This is a genomic window from Pseudomonas sp. MF5691 (assembly GCF_016405645.1).
In the GTDB taxonomy this organism is placed as follows: Bacteria; Pseudomonadota; Gammaproteobacteria; order Pseudomonadales; family Pseudomonadaceae; genus Aquipseudomonas; species Aquipseudomonas shahriarae.
Window position 1 is genome coordinate 273,264 of sequence record NZ_JAEKDC010000005.1, and the last position, 13,312, is coordinate 286,575.

A 13,312-nucleotide genomic window follows, 5' to 3' on the forward strand; every position below is an offset into this window, starting at 1 on the left:
GAGACACTTATGAAACAGATATTGGCTTGGCTGTACGCGCCCTTGTTCTGGGCAGGCTTTATTGGCGCGGGGCTCTGGTTGGTCATGTTAGGGGCATCGCAGTGGCTGCTGGCGGTGTTTGCGCTGGCCATCGGCGTGTCGTTTATCGCCGAGCTGTACTTGCCCTACGAGCCCCAGTGGAACCGCCCTCTGGGCGACCGACGCCGGGATGTCCTCCACGCGCTGGTCAATGAAAGCCTGAATGCCCTGGGGTTGCTGGCATTGCCGCTGCTCACGGCATGGCTGGCGATCGAGGGCGCCTGGCCGCGCGCCTGGCCGCTGTGGGCGCAATTGCTGTTGGCGATCATCATTGCTGATGCGGGCATCACCCTGATGCATTACGCCAGCCACCGCATCGCCGCACTCTGGCGTTTGCATGCGGTGCATCACAGCGTGCAGCGGCTCTATGGGTTCAATGGCTTGATGAAGCATCCCTTGCACCAGATGCTGGAGGCCACGGCCGGCTTGCTGCCGTTGATCCTGCTGGGCATTCCGCTGGAGGTGGCGATGCTGCTGGCGTTGGCCATTGCCATCCAACTGTTGCTGCAGCACTCCAATGTCGATATGCGCCTGGGGCCGTTGCGCTGGGTATTTGCCTGGGCGCCCGTGCATCGCTTCCACCATATGAAGTACGGGCGCGCAGGGGATGTGAATTTCGGTTTGTTTTTCAACCTGTGGGACTGGCTGTTGGGGACTGCGTTTTACACCGAGGACTATCGAATGGGCGAGGGCGACCTGGGGATTGGCAGCCGGCCGGATTTTCCGGTGGATTACGTCGAGCAGTTGCGTGATCCCTTCAGTGCGGCGCAACTGAGCAAGGAACCTGCGGTGCCAAGCGCACTACTGTAGGAGATGTACTTGAAGATGGCGCAAGGAGGCCCCGGCGGTCACGCCAAACAGTTGCTTCATGGTCCGCGAGAAGTGCGCCGAGTCGGCAAACCCCGCGCCATGGGCCGCTTGGGTCAGGGTGTGACCGTTCAGGGCCAGATCCAGGGCCCGGCGCAGGCGGCGCCACATCACCAGGCGCCGCACCGGCACGCCGAGCTGGCTGACAAACAGGCGCTCCAACTGGCTCAACGACAGGTGCGCCGCCTGCGCCAATGACTGCGCCGAGACCTTGCCGCTCAACTGTTGATCGAGGGTGTGCAGGGCGCGTTGCACGCGCTCATCGTCCGCCTGGCGACGTGGTAGCTGGCGCAATGTCTGCTCCAGGCGCTCATGGGAAAAGTCGGCGGTCTCCAGGGCGTGTTGCAACGACTCGCTTTCAAATGCACCGGGTTCCACATAAGCCATCAACACCGTACCGGGGGCATGCACGATGGCATGGGGCTGGCGAGAGGGGATGAACAGGCGGTAAGCCGTTTGCAGGTGCCCATCAAGGCTGACCGTGATGGGGCTCTCCGCGGACAGGATAAATTGATGGGCGTAATGCGCGTGGGGCGCCGTACGCCCCGTCTCACCGAGGATCAGGCCGTAATCAGGCCCCAGCCACAGTTGGCCTGACCACTCGCTCACTCAGTAACCGCTGTCCTGCAGCAGATCCTGCACGCTGGAAGACGGCCAGCGCTTGTAGAACTTCAGCAGTTCGGCGGCGCGGTTGGTGAAGATGCCATCGACCCCGGCGCTCATGACCTTCTCGAAATCCACCGGCTCGTCGACGGTATAGACGTGCACCAGCAGGCCCTTGTCGTGGGTCAGTTGGTTCATCTCGGGCTTGACCAGGTCCGAATAGCTCTGGTCGCCCAGGTTCGTCAGTTGTGCCGATGGGCCAGTGCCAATCGCCCCGAGGCTCTTGGCTTCATCGACCCACTTCTCGAATTCGGCCGCGTCCTTGGGTTCCTGCTTGGCATAGTAGGCCGCCTTGGTCGGTTCGCCGGATTCGGCGAAAGTCACCTTGGACTTGGGCTCGATGCCGCCTTCACCTACCCACAGCAGCAGGATCTTCGGGGTGTTGGGCATCTCTTTCTGCAGTTCCTTGAGGCTGGCCGTCTCGAACGTCTGCAACACCACGCGGCCCTTGCCCTGGCCGACCCCGGTGTTGCTCTTGCCCAGCTTGGAACCCACGGAACTCAGCCAACCCTTGTCCAACAGCTTGTCCTTCAGATCGGCTTCGATCCCCGGGAACTGCTTGGGCTCTTTGGTTTCGATGTACAGGCCGGGTTTATGCTGGGGGTTGCCTTCGGCGATCTTGATGATTTCGTCCAGGCTGAGGATTTTCAACCCGACGAAGCCCGGGCGCGCACGCTCTGGGTAGGCGGTGTTGAACCAACTGCCGGCATCCAGGGTTTGCAGCTCTTTCCAGGTGAACTCGTTGGCCGGGCTGTCCTTGCGCTCGGGGAACTTGGTGGCCACGTCGGTGGTGCGTTGCAGGTTATCGTCGTGCAGGGCGAACAATACGCCGTCCTTGCTGCGTTGCAGGTCCAGTTCCAGGTAGTCGGCACCCAGGTCGCGGGCGACCTTGTAGGCGGCGGCGGTGGACTCCGGTGCATCGTAGGACGCACCCCGGTGGGCGATCACGGCAGGGTGCGGAATGCCGTCCTTGGTCGCCAGTTCTACCGGGCTGATGGGGCTTGCAGCCTGTGCGTGGCCAAGGCCCATCATCAGTGCGAGCAGCAGGGCACTCTTGGTAAACGTAGCAGGCATGTGCGAGGTCCTTTCGTGGGGGGAGCTTCAAGAAGGCTTCCTTTTTAACAATTGCATGCAAATCGCGCTATCACCAAACCGACATTAACGTGCGCATGCGCTATTTTTCTGCGCTTTTGTGCCGTGCTATGCAGTATTCTTGGCCCGAGTTTCCCCGCCAGAGGGAAACCTGCATTGCCTTCTTTCGCCGCCTCGCGTGTAAACCATCGTTCACTTCCCCTGTGGGATTTTTCAGTGAGGTTTAGCATGCGCATCACTTCAGAACTCATCTGCCAGGCCGCCGACCAACTCAACGGCTTTGTCGGCCTGAACCGCAAGACCGGCCATTACATCGTGCGTTTCAGCGAAGACTCGTTCGGCATGGACGTCGCCGACGACGGCATCATCCCCACCAGCGAGTTTGTCTGGCAGCCGGCGGCCGACCAGGCCATGACCCTGTCCCGCGAGCACATCCAACTGCTGCTGGACCAGAACATCGACGACCGCATCAACATCACCGAGCCGCTGCGGGTGTATATGCGCCGGGTGGAGATCCCGCAGATCAGCGCGGTGCGCAGCCTGGTGGGTTGATCGCCATCACGCCAATCCCTTAGGCGCGGGGGTGGTGCCGTTTGCGGTGAAGGCATAAGCCCGTTCTACCTTGCATACCCGTGTCTGAAACGCGCCGTACCAGATGGCCCTGCCCTGTTCGCGGGTGTTGCGGTGCTCGGCGTGTTGTTTCCAGGCCAGGATCGCGGCCTCGTTGGTCCAGTAGGACACGGTAATCCCCAGGCCATCATCGCCGCGGGCTGATTCGACACCGAGAAACCCCGGTTGCTGGCGGGCCAGTTCGAGCATGCGGTCGGCGGCCTGTGCGTAGCCTTGGTCGGTCTCGGTGCGCAGGGAAGTGAAGATCACTGCGTAGTAGGGCGGGGAGGGTGTCTGGGCGATCATGCCGAGCGCTCCAGGCAGGCCTGGAGCCATGCGCTGACCAGCGGCACGCTGGCACCGGTAAGTGCCGCGCGTTCTGGCTGGAACAGAGTGGCGACAAAAAACGGATGGTCCAGCAGTTCTATCGCCCGCACCTCGCCCGCCGAATCATGGGCGCTGCCAATCAGATTGTCCTCCAGCAGTGCCTGTTTGAAGTCGGCATTGAGGCCATAGCGGCAACGATAACCCTCCTGGATTTCAAGGGTGCCGTAAGCCTCGGCGATACGGGTGAAGGCCATCAAGTGGATGGGCGCGATGGTTTCGATCAGAGCACACGACAAGGGGGCGATCACCGCCCGTGGCGCATCAGGTGCCAGCTCGCCATGTTCGGCATCGGCCCACCTCAGCACATTGCGTGCATATTCCAACACGGCATGTTGAAAACCGCCGCAGGTGCCGAGGAAAGGACGCCGCTGTTCGCGGGCAAAGCGGATCGCCCGCAACGCCCCGTCGGCATCGCGATAGGGGCTTGCAGGTACGCACCAGAACCCGTCGAAAGGCTGCAAGGTGTGGTTGTCCTTAAGGGTGTCGGTGGCCAGCCATTCAATCTGAAGTGTCAGCCCCAGGTGTGTACTCGCCTGTTGCAGGGCAAGGGGAATGGCTTGGTGGGCGGTGACTTGAGGATCGTAATCGCCGATCAGGGCGAGGTGCAGAGCAGTGAGGGTCATGGCGTGCGTCCAATGGCTTGTCGAGTCCTGAAGGGCACTATAGATTGGCGTTCGCGCAATCAATATTGGCGTTACCCCACATGTTCAATGCGGCCACGCACTATCAAATCGACTATTCCGACCTGGCGCTGATCCTTGCCCTGGTGCGTGGCGGCACTTTGGCGCGGGCTGCGGCCTTGCTGCGGGTGGATGTGTCTACGGTGTTTCGGGCCGTGCGGCGTCTTGAGTCGTCTTTGGGGCAGGCACTGTTCGAAAAAAGCCGCGCCGGTTACCTGCCGACCAGCTTGGCCACCACCTTGGCCCAGCAGGCCGAGCGTGCCGAACAGGCGCTGCAGGCAGCCCGCGTGGGGGTCGAGCAGGGCGGTGAAGTGATCAGCGGCACGGTGCGCCTGACCTGCACCGACTCAGTGTTGCAGGGCCTGTTATTGCCGGCCTTGGCGCAGTTCATGCCCGCTTACCCGGCACTGACCCTGGAATTGAGTACGTCCAATGATTTCGCCAACCTCAGCCGCCGCGACGCGGATATTGCCTTGCGCCTGACCAGGACGCCGCCGGAGCACCTGGTGGGACGGCGTTTGGGGACGGTGTCCTATCGGGTCTGCGCCAGTGCCGGTTACATAGAGCAACACGCTACTCAAGATTTGGCGGCCCTGGCGTGGATCGCCCCGGATGATTTCTTGCCCGACCATCCCACCGTGGCTTGGCGTCGCCAGCATTTACCCGGCGTAAGGCCCAGTTATCGGTGCAACAGCATGTTGTCTGTAACCCAATTGGTACGTGCCGGTCTGGGCGTGGCGGCGCTGCCGGATTTTCTGTTGGCGGATGGCCAGGGATTGCAGCCGTTGGGGCCGGCGCTTACGGGTTACGACACGGCCTTGTGGTTACTGACGCGCCCGGACAGTCGGGCGCTGCGTTCAGTGGTGACGTTGTTCGATGAGCTGGGCCGGCACCTGCGTCGCCCTTTATAGACATCGGCCAGCCGGCGCCTACAAGCCCAGCCGAGCATTGGCAAACATGCTCACCGCCCGCACGGCGTCGCTGGCTTCTACAGGGTGGACGAACATGCGGTCTGAATAATTAGCCCCTTCAGGCGGAGCGTGCGACCAGTGAATCGGCGACGGTCACCCGATTGCGCCCGGTGCCCTTGGCGGCGTACAGGGCTTGGTCCGCCGCGTTGAGCCACATATGCGCCTGGGTGAATTGCACCTGGTAGGCCGCCAGGCCAATGCTCAGGCTGACCCGTAGTTCTGGAACCTGCGGGTCGCGGTAGCGGCTGAACAGTTCCCGCAGGCGTTCCATCACATAACTGGCTTGCTCCAGCGACACGTCCGGCAGGATCACGCAGAACTCGTCGCCACCGTAGCGGCCCGTCAGGTCATTTTCCCGTACATTGCGCTGCAATTCCTTACTCAGTTGCCGCAAGACCCGGTCACCGACGATATGGCCATAGGCATCGTTGATCTGCTTGAAGTGGTCGACATCAATCAGTGCGATGGTGGCCTGGGATTGTTGCTGCTGGCACTTGTGAAACTTCAGTTGCAGCAAGTCCTTCCACGACCCGTGATTGAGCAGGCCGGTCAGGCTGTCGGTACGGCTCAAGGCACTCAGGGCGCGCTTGTGTTCCGAGAGCTTGATGGCCAGGCGATAGCTGGCCATGCCGATGGCGACGGGGTAGAGAATCAGCATCGGCAGGCAGGCATACACCTGGATCAGGCCGACATTGGGGTTGAACGAAGGACCGAACACCAGCCAGGCCACTGCCACGCCCACCAGTTGCGCGAGCATGCCCTGGATCATCAGCTTTTTGCCGCCCGCCGCGACGTTATGCATGGTCATCATCGCGAGGATGGTCACTGCAGTCAGGGGCGTGAATTGTGTGGCTGCGGCCCAGAACCCGCCGGACACTGAGTCATACAGCAGATTGCGTCGCTCGGCCTGGTACGGAAACGCTGAATGGCTTGATAGCTGGTATGCCAGGTGCGGCCAGATAAACCCATTGAACAGCCACAGTGCCCAGACCCATCCGGGCATGGCCAGCGGGTATAGGGCGGCCAGCACGCAAAGGCTGCCGATGCCCAGCCCGAGAATGCGCGGCCGATAAATGCGCCGGGCAAACGACAGCCCTTTGCCTCGAAGGTTTTCCATAGATTCCTGCGTCAGGTTGTTCTTTTTTTAAGTTGCGAAGGCGTGCCTTGTCAAAAGGCCATTTACGCCAGATGACAGGTGATTATTGTCAGTGATTTACGCAGGAATAATCAGTGTCCTTCCAGGCCATTTGCGCGGGGATCCGCAGGATTCAGGCAAAAACGACCCGCCAGTGTCGTATTGACGACAGAGGGATTTATTGGGGGCGGGTGGCAATCTCGTAGCCGGCCAGAAACAGGTCCATCGCTGACTCGATCACGTTGGCCTGGGTAGCCGCATCCAGGGTGGGTTGGCCCAGGGTGATTTGCGGCCAGAAGGCGAAGGCCTTGAGCAGGCTTTGCACCTGATGGGCGGCAAAGCACGGGTCCACGGCCTTGAGGCGACCGTCTTCCTGCGCTGCGCGCACCCATAATGTGAACCCTTCTTCACGTTCGCTCAGACGATTGACGATGCCCTGGGCCCGCTCCGGGGAATGGATGGTCGCGGCAATTGCCACGCGGGCCAGGTCGAGGAAGTTGGCGTCTGACATCATCTTCATCTTCGCGTGCAGCAACACCCGCAATTGGTCGCGCAGGGGCTGGGCGCTGCTGTAGCTGACATCCAGTTGTGCAACGCTGCTGGCCCATAACTTATTCAGGATCTCGGTGAACAACTCCTCCTTGCTGGGGAAGTGGTTGTACACCGTGCGCTTGGATACGCCAGCGGTGGCGGCGATCTTGTCCATGCTGGTGACCTCGAAACCGTTATCGCGAAACTCGGCAATGGCCGCTGCCACAATGGCTTCGCGTTTACGGTCGGTGAGGCGTTGAGGTGCAGTCATGGGGCTTTCGGCTCTGGGAAGAAAATTACACTCGGTAGTTTACTTGGTCCGGGTTTTGTTGCAATCTTGAAACTACACTGTGCAGTGTAGTTGTTGACCTGCATCAGCAGAACGTACCGGAGTCACTCTGTAATGGCCACGATCTCTACCCGTGTCGATACCTCTTCCCCAGCGCTCAAATCGTCCGAGCAGCAGCAAGGTCAGTTCAATAATCATGCGCCGGTCAGCCGTGCAGGCTTTGGCAAAACGCTACAGATTTTCTGGAAGATGCTCTTTCATAAGCCCCGCAGCACGCGGCCGGTAGGTGAAATCCCGGTACAGCGCCTGACGCGTGAGCAGTTATTGAGCGCCCCGAATCACAGTGTCTACCGCCTGGGGCATTCCACCGTCCTGCTGAAAATGCGCGGCAAGTTCTGGCTGACCGATCCGGTGTTCGCCGAGCGGGCTTCGCCTTTCAATTGGGCCGGCCCCAAGCGCTTTCATCAGCCGCCTATCAGCCTTGAAGAACTGCCGCCGATTGAGGCGGTGATCTTGTCGCATGACCATTACGACCACCTGGACCGCCAAGCCGTTGTGCAATTGGCCGCCAAGACGCGCTATTTTCTCGCGCCATTGGGCGTGGGTGACACCTTGATCAAATGGGGTGTGGCGCCAGGCAAGGTGCGGCAGTTGGATTGGTGGCAGGGCACTGAAGTGGAGGGCATCCACTTTGTCGCCACCCCCGCCCAGCACTTTTCCGGCCGTGGCCTGTTTGATGGCAACCAGACGCTGTGGGCGTCCTGGGTGATGGTCGATGATGCCCGGCGTATCTTTTTCAGTGGCGACACCGGCTATTTCGAAGGTTTCAAGCGTATTGGCGAGCAATATGGGCCATTTGACCTGACGCTGATGGAAACCGGTGCTTACAACGTCGACTGGCCCGATATCCACATGCAGCCCGAACAAACTTTGCAGGCCCATATCGACCTGAAGGGGCGCTGGTTGCTGCCGATCCACAATGGCACCTTTGACCTGGCATTTCATGCCTGGCATGAGCCGTTTGACCGCATCATGGCCCTGGCCTGGGAGCGCAATGTGTCAATTGCCACACCCGCCATGGGCCAGGCTTTTATGCTGGCTGCCCCTGAACGTGGGCATGCCTGGTGGCTGGATGTCGAGGCCCAGGCGGCAGAACAGTTAGTGAGTTGAAAGGGGTTGCTAAAGCCACACGGTAAAAGGGCTTTCAAGGTATTTCTGCCCGGAGAATCGACTGGAAAAGGGTGCGATGATCTCGGAAAGCCATTTTCTGGGAGTGGGGCCTGATGGAGGACAAATGTAGGAAAACCTTGTCGCCCGGTGCACCCTGTTCCGTGGGGTTGCCTTTGGTGCTCAACGCCTTTAACGCAATGCCTTGTGGGCCTGCCGCTCCTTCCGGGTCGACAGACAATGTGTCAACGTCTCGCGGTGGCATTGAGTTTCAGCCTGCTGCTGCGCCTGTCGTCCAGGGCCCCAGGTTTGATATCCCTGGCCCGATGATGAAGACCGTACGTGATCCGTCGCTATCGCTTATTGCCTTGAGCGGCCTGGACCCTGTAGGCCAGGTCATGGTGGAAGTTCCGCCCATCATGGAAAACAACGCCGCCAAATCCGCTCCCGCCCTGGCCGATTGGCGTATCGGTTTTGCCGACGGATATTTGCGCAACGGTGTACGTGAAACGGTGGAGCATTCCAGCGGATTTCTCCAGGCTTTGGAGGTGTTAAAGGCTGCCGGCGCCCAAGTGGTGCCAGTGGAGGCACAGTTACCGGATGCCGCGTACTTCACCCTGGAGTCCAGCAACGAGATCGACAAGCGAACGAACGAGCATCGCCTCGACGCGTTGGTGTCAGACGGCCAAAGCCCAGCCTTCCACCTCTTCTGCAAAACCGGATACCCAGGCGTATGCCAGATATTCAGCGACGGTCTCCAAGGCACGAGGGTCGTACTCTGGTTCTACGGTGCCCGTTGGGCACGGGACTCGCTGTCGGTCTTGGTGCGGGTCTATCAACAGGCGATGCAGGCTCACGCCGACATGCCCGTGAGGTGACCCTTTGCGCGGTCATCGGGCCTAAGCGCCGTTGGGTTGAGGCGTGTTCGAGGATGGCGAGCCCAGCAGCCGGGCGATAAGGCTCCGACGAGCCGGTTCGGCATCCGCCTGTGGCGCAGGGGAGCGCCGCCCGCTCATGCCCCATCCCGGCGCAAACCCTGGGAAAAACACCAGGCCTTCGTGCTCCAGACGAAATGCCAGGGCGATGCGGATGGCGTCATCCACCTCCTGATGGCTTTCAAAACGCTGGATAGCGTCCACCCCAACCCCGGCTTGTCGGGCCAGGTCTTCCCGGCTCCAGCCCAGCAGCGCGCGGGCCTGCACACTGTGCCGTGGGGTGAATTGATGAAGGACGATTTGCTGATCTACGGTGGTGCTCACTGCCAGAGAGGACATGGGGTTCTCCAGGAATCCAACGGGGGAGGGCAAACTATACTGTGTTTTTGTACAGTTGTTTTGACCGTTCATCAACTGGATTCTTTCTCGGCTGATCGGCCCGCGATTGGCGGGCGCTCCCGGTCACTTCTCCTCCAGCCCCGGCGCCTCGCGGATCAGCAGGTGGTCCAGGTTCTGGATATCGGCACTGAACACCCCGAACGTCTGCTCGGGGTTTTTCTTGCTTGGTACCTGTTTCAACTCCGGCGTCACACCATAAAAGAAGCAATACAGCGGGCGATCGCTGTTTACGGCGGCCCTGATCTGCTCCAGGAACGCCTTGCGCTTGCGGTAGTTCTCGATCAGCTTCTTGTTCAGGTAGACGTTGACGGAATACGGCTTTTTGTCGAGCCACACTTTCTTTTCAAAGTCGATGCGAACGCTGCTGGTGTAGTCCTTGATCGCTTTGATCCGGCCCCAGTAGATCAAGCCCTTGTTGTCTTGCAGGTATTCGATCTTCTTGAAAAACGCCCAATACGTCGCGGTGTGCTCACCGATCTTCAACGGCATGCCCTTGAGCTTGTCCTTGTCGTCGATATTGGACACGTAGCATTCCACCGGGTGGGCGAAGACGCTGGTCTTGTCCGGGGTGGTTTCGCTGGCGTTGTGGGAAGTATTGGAGATTTTCGAAGGTGCTTTCGCCGGATCTTGTGGGATAGCGTCTGCGGAACCTTGGATGACTGTCTTGCGTTCGTACTGACGTCGAGTCAGCACAAACTCCGACGGGAAGTTCTCCTCGCGCTCGTCCGCAGCGTCTCCCGCAGCGGCCTTGTGGCTGGCATAGCGGCAGCCGTCGATATGCCGGGTGCTGGGCAGGTTCTTGAAGTGCGGGGTGCGCAGGTAGTTGACGTTCTTGCCATTGAACGTACCCAGCACATTGCCCGCCGCAAACGCTGCGCGGCAATCATCGTTGGGGCAGAGGAAGCTGTCCTTGTCGGAGTCGAAGGCGGCGGTTTCGTCGAAATTCAGGTCGCGCACGTCATAGATCGACAGCTTTTCGTCCAGGCTCAGGCAATAGGCTGTGTCGAATTTCATCGGGGCGGGTCCGTGGCAAGATTCGCTATTAATAGCGGGGTTGCGCAGGTAGCACAAATGTCCGCTATCGGGGCGCAGCCCTTTCAACGCGTCTGAAAGGGCTGGTTCCAAGCGGCTTACGGCTTCGGTTTGCCTCGGCGCTTGGCCGAATGAAAATGCCGCCAATGCGCATCTTGCGCCGCCGCCAGCAACTCGCGATCCCCGCGCGTGTCGCCCCAGGCCCTGAGCCGATACTCACCCAGGTCGCCATACACCGCCTCAAGCCGCAACACCTTGTTCTCGCAACGGCAGTTGTTGCCCGTAAGGCGCCCACTCAACACCCCATCGACCACCTCAAGCTCGGTCCCGATCAGTTTGATTCCCAGGCGATCGGCAAAAGGTTGCAACACGATTGCCGGCGAAGCCGAACACAACGTCACTTCGGCACCGGAGCCAATTTCATCGGCCACCGACTGCAAACCGGCAGGGCGCATCAGCTTGTTCCAATAAGCCTGGCAGTATTCTTCGGCTTTGCGCTGCACCCAGGCCTTTTCTACGCCGGTCATAAAGGTGCGAATCAACTGCGCCTTGAGCTCATCACGGCTCATCCGGCGCACCAGAAAACGCAAGCCCGGCAGCGCCAGTTTGAGCATCCGGCGATTGAATTCCTGCTTGCCGAAAGCAAACTTGAGAAACGGTACAAAACTGTCGTGGCGGGTCAGGGTGCCGTCGAAGTCGAACACTGAAAGTACCTTGGCGCCCACGGGGCCGGCTTCTAGCATGTCTGGGTTCACGGGGTGGCCTCGGTCCTATCTACTATTTTTTTGGAATGCATAAGCTGTGACCGCAGGAGTCTACTCCGGTATCAATCTGCTGATTCTCGAGTAAAACCCCGCAGTGAAATCATCCCGGTCGCTCGACCAGTGACAACGCTGATGGCAATTGGGGCACAAGGCTACAGCATTGGAGATGCGATCCGAACCCTTACGGGCCAGGTGCTTGAGGTGATGTACTTCAAGAAATGGCAAACCGGCGGCCATAAAAAAGCCCCGGGTGCGACCCCAGGGCTTTTTCACGCCGCGACTATGAGCTGATCAATCCCAGCTCAACGCCCCACCGGTCTGATACTCGATCACCCGGGTCTCAAAGAAGTTCTTTTCTTTCTTCAAGTCCATGATCTCGCTCATCCACGGGAACGGGTTAGTGGTCCCTGGGTATTCTTCCTTCAAGCCGATTTGCGACAGGCGACGGTTGGCGATGAACTTGAGGTAGTCCTCCATCATCGCCGCGTTCATGCCCAACACGCCGCGTGGCATGGTGTCGCGTGCGTATTCGATCTCCAGCTGGGTCCCTTGCAGGATCATCTGGGTCGCTTCTTCCTTCATGTCGGCATCCCACAGGTGTGGGTTTTCGATTTTGATCTGGTTGATCACGTCGATGCCGAAGTTCAGGTGCATCGACTCATCGCGCAGGATGTACTGGAACTGCTCGGCCACGCCGGTCATTTTGTTGCGGCGGCCCATGGACAGGATCTGGGTGAAACCGCAGTAGAAGAAGATGCCTTCCAGCACGCAGTAGTAAGCGACCAGGTTGCGCAGCAGTTCTTTGTCGGTGTCGACGGTGCCGGTTTCGAACTTCGGATCGGAGATCGAACGGGTGTATTTCAGGCCCCAGGCTGCCTTTTTGGCGACCGATGGAATCTCGTGGTACATGTTGAAGATCTCGCCTTCATCCATGGCCAGCGATTCGATGCAGTACTGGTAGGCGTGGGTGTGGATCGCCTCTTCGAAGGCCTGGCGCAGGATGTACTGGCGGCACTCCGGGTTGGTGATCAGGCGGTACACGGCCAGCACCAGGTTGTTCGCGACCAACGAGTCCGCAGTGGAGAAGAAACCCAGGTTGCGCATGACGATGCGACGTTCGTCGTCGGTCAGGCCTTCGGGGTTTTTCCACAGGGCGATGTCGGCGGTCATGTTGACCTCTTGCGGCATCCAGTGGTTGGCGCAGCCGTCGAGGTATTTCTGCCAGGCCCAGTCGTACTTGAAGGGTACGAGTTGGTTGAGGTCGGCGCGGCAGTTGATCATGCGCTTTTCGTCAACGGCGACACGGGCGGAAGCGCCTTCGAGTTCGGCGAGGCCTTCGGCGACGTCGAGTTTGTCCAGGGCAGCCTTGGCGCGCACGATGGCGGCGGAGTCGTTGGCGGTGACGGCGCGGGCTTCGATGGCGGCGGCAGCGCCGGCACCGTCGAGGCGGTCCATGTTGGCTTCGGTGGCGTGGCCGGCGTTGGCGCCTTTAGCGGCTACTTCGCCTTCTTCTTCTTTGTCGAATTCGTCCCAGCTCAGCATGACGTGTCGTCTCCTGCGTGTGGGCCAATGGTGCCCGTGTGAAACCGGATGGTTGGGTGTTCACACGGCCCAAGGGCCGCGGTGGATCTTTAAGGAATCGTTTGTTGCAACAGCTCGCGCAGGCACTAAACGGAATAGGGCTACGGGTGTTCTGCTTGAGGCCTGAGGGGC

15 protein-coding genes and 1 pseudogene are annotated in these 13,312 nt (G+C 60.0%); 5 read left to right on the forward strand and 11 right to left on the reverse strand.

Annotation, left to right across the window (positions count from 1 at the left end):
- Window positions 1–9: 9 nt before the first annotated feature.
- Window positions 10–888, forward strand: coding sequence for a sterol desaturase family protein (locus JFT44_RS10465; RefSeq protein ID WP_057960464.1), 879 nt, complete (start codon window positions 10–12; stop codon window positions 886–888).
- Here JFT44_RS10465 and JFT44_RS10470 read toward each other — a convergent pair.
- The gene (locus tag JFT44_RS10470) at window positions 880–1,554 is read right to left on the reverse strand and encodes a helix-turn-helix domain-containing protein (protein WP_057960463.1); all 675 of its coding nucleotides are present in this window, start codon (window positions 1,552–1,554) and stop codon (window positions 880–882) included. The two genes, JFT44_RS10465 and JFT44_RS10470, sit on opposite strands and share 9 nt — an antisense overlap.
- The gene (locus JFT44_RS10475; RefSeq protein WP_057960462.1) at window positions 1,555–2,682 is read right to left on the reverse strand and encodes a glycerophosphodiester phosphodiesterase; all 1,128 of its coding nucleotides are present in this window, start codon (window positions 2,680–2,682) and stop codon (window positions 1,555–1,557) included.
- A gap of 246 nt (window positions 2,683–2,928) precedes the next feature.
- On the opposite strand from JFT44_RS10475, the gene JFT44_RS10480 reads away from it, so the two are divergent.
- Window positions 2,929–3,252 (forward strand): DUF2025 family protein, encoded by a 324-nt coding sequence (locus JFT44_RS10480; RefSeq protein ID WP_057960461.1) that lies wholly within the window; start codon window positions 2,929–2,931, stop codon window positions 3,250–3,252.
- Between the two features lie 6 nt (window positions 3,253–3,258).
- On the opposite strand, the gene JFT44_RS10485 is transcribed toward JFT44_RS10480, so the two are convergent.
- Window positions 3,259–3,615: an antibiotic biosynthesis monooxygenase gene (locus JFT44_RS10485; RefSeq protein WP_198830619.1), complete on the reverse strand. Its 357-nt coding sequence runs from the start codon at window positions 3,613–3,615 to the stop codon at window positions 3,259–3,261.
- A complete protein-coding gene (locus tag JFT44_RS10490; protein WP_057441921.1) occupies window positions 3,612–4,319 on the reverse strand; it encodes a CTP synthase in 708 nt (235 codons plus the stop codon). Before JFT44_RS10490 ends, JFT44_RS10485 begins: the two co-directional genes overlap by 4 nt.
- Window positions 4,320–4,399: 80 nt before the next feature.
- Between JFT44_RS10490 and JFT44_RS10495 the strand changes: the two genes are divergently transcribed.
- Window positions 4,400–5,287 (forward strand): LysR family transcriptional regulator, encoded by an 888-nt coding sequence (locus JFT44_RS10495; RefSeq protein WP_120733961.1) that lies wholly within the window; start codon window positions 4,400–4,402, stop codon window positions 5,285–5,287.
- Window positions 5,288–5,405: 118 nt separating this feature from the next.
- Here JFT44_RS10495 and JFT44_RS10500 read toward each other — a convergent pair whose 3' ends face one another.
- Window positions 5,406–6,464, reverse strand: coding sequence for a diguanylate cyclase (locus JFT44_RS10500; protein WP_057960458.1), 1,059 nt, complete (start codon window positions 6,462–6,464; stop codon window positions 5,406–5,408).
- Window positions 6,465–6,660: 196 nt separating this feature from the next.
- Window positions 6,661–7,284, reverse strand: a complete 624-nt coding sequence (locus JFT44_RS10505) for a TetR/AcrR family transcriptional regulator (RefSeq protein WP_057960457.1) — start codon at window positions 7,282–7,284, stop codon at window positions 6,661–6,663.
- Between the two features lie 132 nt (window positions 7,285–7,416).
- On the opposite strand from JFT44_RS10505, the gene JFT44_RS10510 reads away from it, so the two are divergent.
- Both JFT44_RS10510 and JFT44_RS10515 read left to right on the forward strand, forming a co-directional pair.
- On the forward strand, window positions 7,417–8,472 hold the full coding sequence (locus tag JFT44_RS10510; protein WP_057960456.1) for an MBL fold metallo-hydrolase: 1,056 nt from the start codon (window positions 7,417–7,419) through the stop codon (window positions 8,470–8,472).
- A gap of 326 nt (window positions 8,473–8,798) precedes the next feature.
- Window positions 8,799–9,347, forward strand: coding sequence for a hypothetical protein (locus JFT44_RS10515; RefSeq protein ID WP_169990009.1), 549 nt, complete (start codon window positions 8,799–8,801; stop codon window positions 9,345–9,347).
- Between the two features lie 21 nt (window positions 9,348–9,368).
- Here JFT44_RS10515 and JFT44_RS10520 read toward each other — a convergent pair whose 3' ends face one another.
- The 5 genes and pseudogenes from JFT44_RS10520 to JFT44_RS10540 form a co-directional block, all read right to left on the reverse strand.
- Complete coding sequence (locus tag JFT44_RS10520; protein ID WP_057441910.1) at window positions 9,369–9,743, reverse strand: helix-turn-helix transcriptional regulator; 375 nt, start codon at window positions 9,741–9,743, stop codon at window positions 9,369–9,371.
- A 123-nt stretch (window positions 9,744–9,866) separates the two neighbouring features.
- Complete coding sequence (locus JFT44_RS10525) at window positions 9,867–10,817, reverse strand: hypothetical protein (protein ID WP_198817649.1); 951 nt, start codon at window positions 10,815–10,817, stop codon at window positions 9,867–9,869.
- Window positions 10,818–10,933: 116 nt separating this feature from the next.
- On the reverse strand, window positions 10,934–11,578 hold the full coding sequence (locus JFT44_RS10530) for an HAD family hydrolase (RefSeq protein WP_057960453.1): 645 nt from the start codon (window positions 11,576–11,578) through the stop codon (window positions 10,934–10,936).
- Between the two features lie 72 nt (window positions 11,579–11,650).
- Window positions 11,651–11,839: pseudogene (locus JFT44_RS10535) on the reverse strand (HNH endonuclease); the annotation flags it as partial.
- Window positions 11,840–11,890: 51 nt separating this feature from the next.
- A complete protein-coding gene (locus JFT44_RS10540) occupies window positions 11,891–13,141 on the reverse strand; it encodes a ribonucleotide-diphosphate reductase subunit beta (protein ID WP_090291778.1) in 1,251 nt (416 codons plus the stop codon).
- Window positions 13,142–13,312 lie beyond the last annotated feature (171 nt).

What these genes read in the sequence shown, in the direction of transcription:
- JFT44_RS10465 (WP_057960464.1), top strand. Translation starts at nt 10, where the DNA reads ATGAAACAGATATTGGCTTGGCTGTACGCGCCCTTGTTCTGGGCAGGC.
- JFT44_RS10475 (WP_057960462.1), bottom strand. Translation starts at nt 2,682, where the DNA reads ATGCCTGCTACGTTTACCAAGAGTGCCCTGCTGCTCGCACTGATGATG.
- JFT44_RS10480 (WP_057960461.1), top strand. Translation starts at nt 2,929, where the DNA reads ATGCGCATCACTTCAGAACTCATCTGCCAGGCCGCCGACCAACTCAAC.
- JFT44_RS10485 (WP_198830619.1), bottom strand. Translation starts at nt 3,615, where the DNA reads ATGATCGCCCAGACACCCTCCCCGCCCTACTACGCAGTGATCTTCACT.
- JFT44_RS10490 (WP_057441921.1), bottom strand. Translation starts at nt 4,319, where the DNA reads ATGACCCTCACTGCTCTGCACCTCGCCCTGATCGGCGATTACGATCCT.
- JFT44_RS10495 (WP_120733961.1), top strand. Translation starts at nt 4,400, where the DNA reads ATGTTCAATGCGGCCACGCACTATCAAATCGACTATTCCGACCTGGCG.
- JFT44_RS10500 (WP_057960458.1), bottom strand. Translation starts at nt 6,464, where the DNA reads ATGGAAAACCTTCGAGGCAAAGGGCTGTCGTTTGCCCGGCGCATTTAT.
- JFT44_RS10505 (WP_057960457.1), bottom strand. Translation starts at nt 7,284, where the DNA reads ATGACTGCACCTCAACGCCTCACCGACCGTAAACGCGAAGCCATTGTG.
- JFT44_RS10510 (WP_057960456.1), top strand. Translation starts at nt 7,417, where the DNA reads ATGGCCACGATCTCTACCCGTGTCGATACCTCTTCCCCAGCGCTCAAA.
- JFT44_RS10515 (WP_169990009.1), top strand. Translation starts at nt 8,799, where the DNA reads ATGAAGACCGTACGTGATCCGTCGCTATCGCTTATTGCCTTGAGCGGC.
- JFT44_RS10520 (WP_057441910.1), bottom strand. Translation starts at nt 9,743, where the DNA reads ATGTCCTCTCTGGCAGTGAGCACCACCGTAGATCAGCAAATCGTCCTT.
- JFT44_RS10525 (WP_198817649.1), bottom strand. Translation starts at nt 10,817, where the DNA reads ATGAAATTCGACACAGCCTATTGCCTGAGCCTGGACGAAAAGCTGTCG.
- JFT44_RS10530 (WP_057960453.1), bottom strand. Translation starts at nt 11,578, where the DNA reads ATGCTAGAAGCCGGCCCCGTGGGCGCCAAGGTACTTTCAGTGTTCGAC.
- JFT44_RS10540 (WP_090291778.1), bottom strand. Translation starts at nt 13,141, where the DNA reads ATGCTGAGCTGGGACGAATTCGACAAAGAAGAAGAAGGCGAAGTAGCC.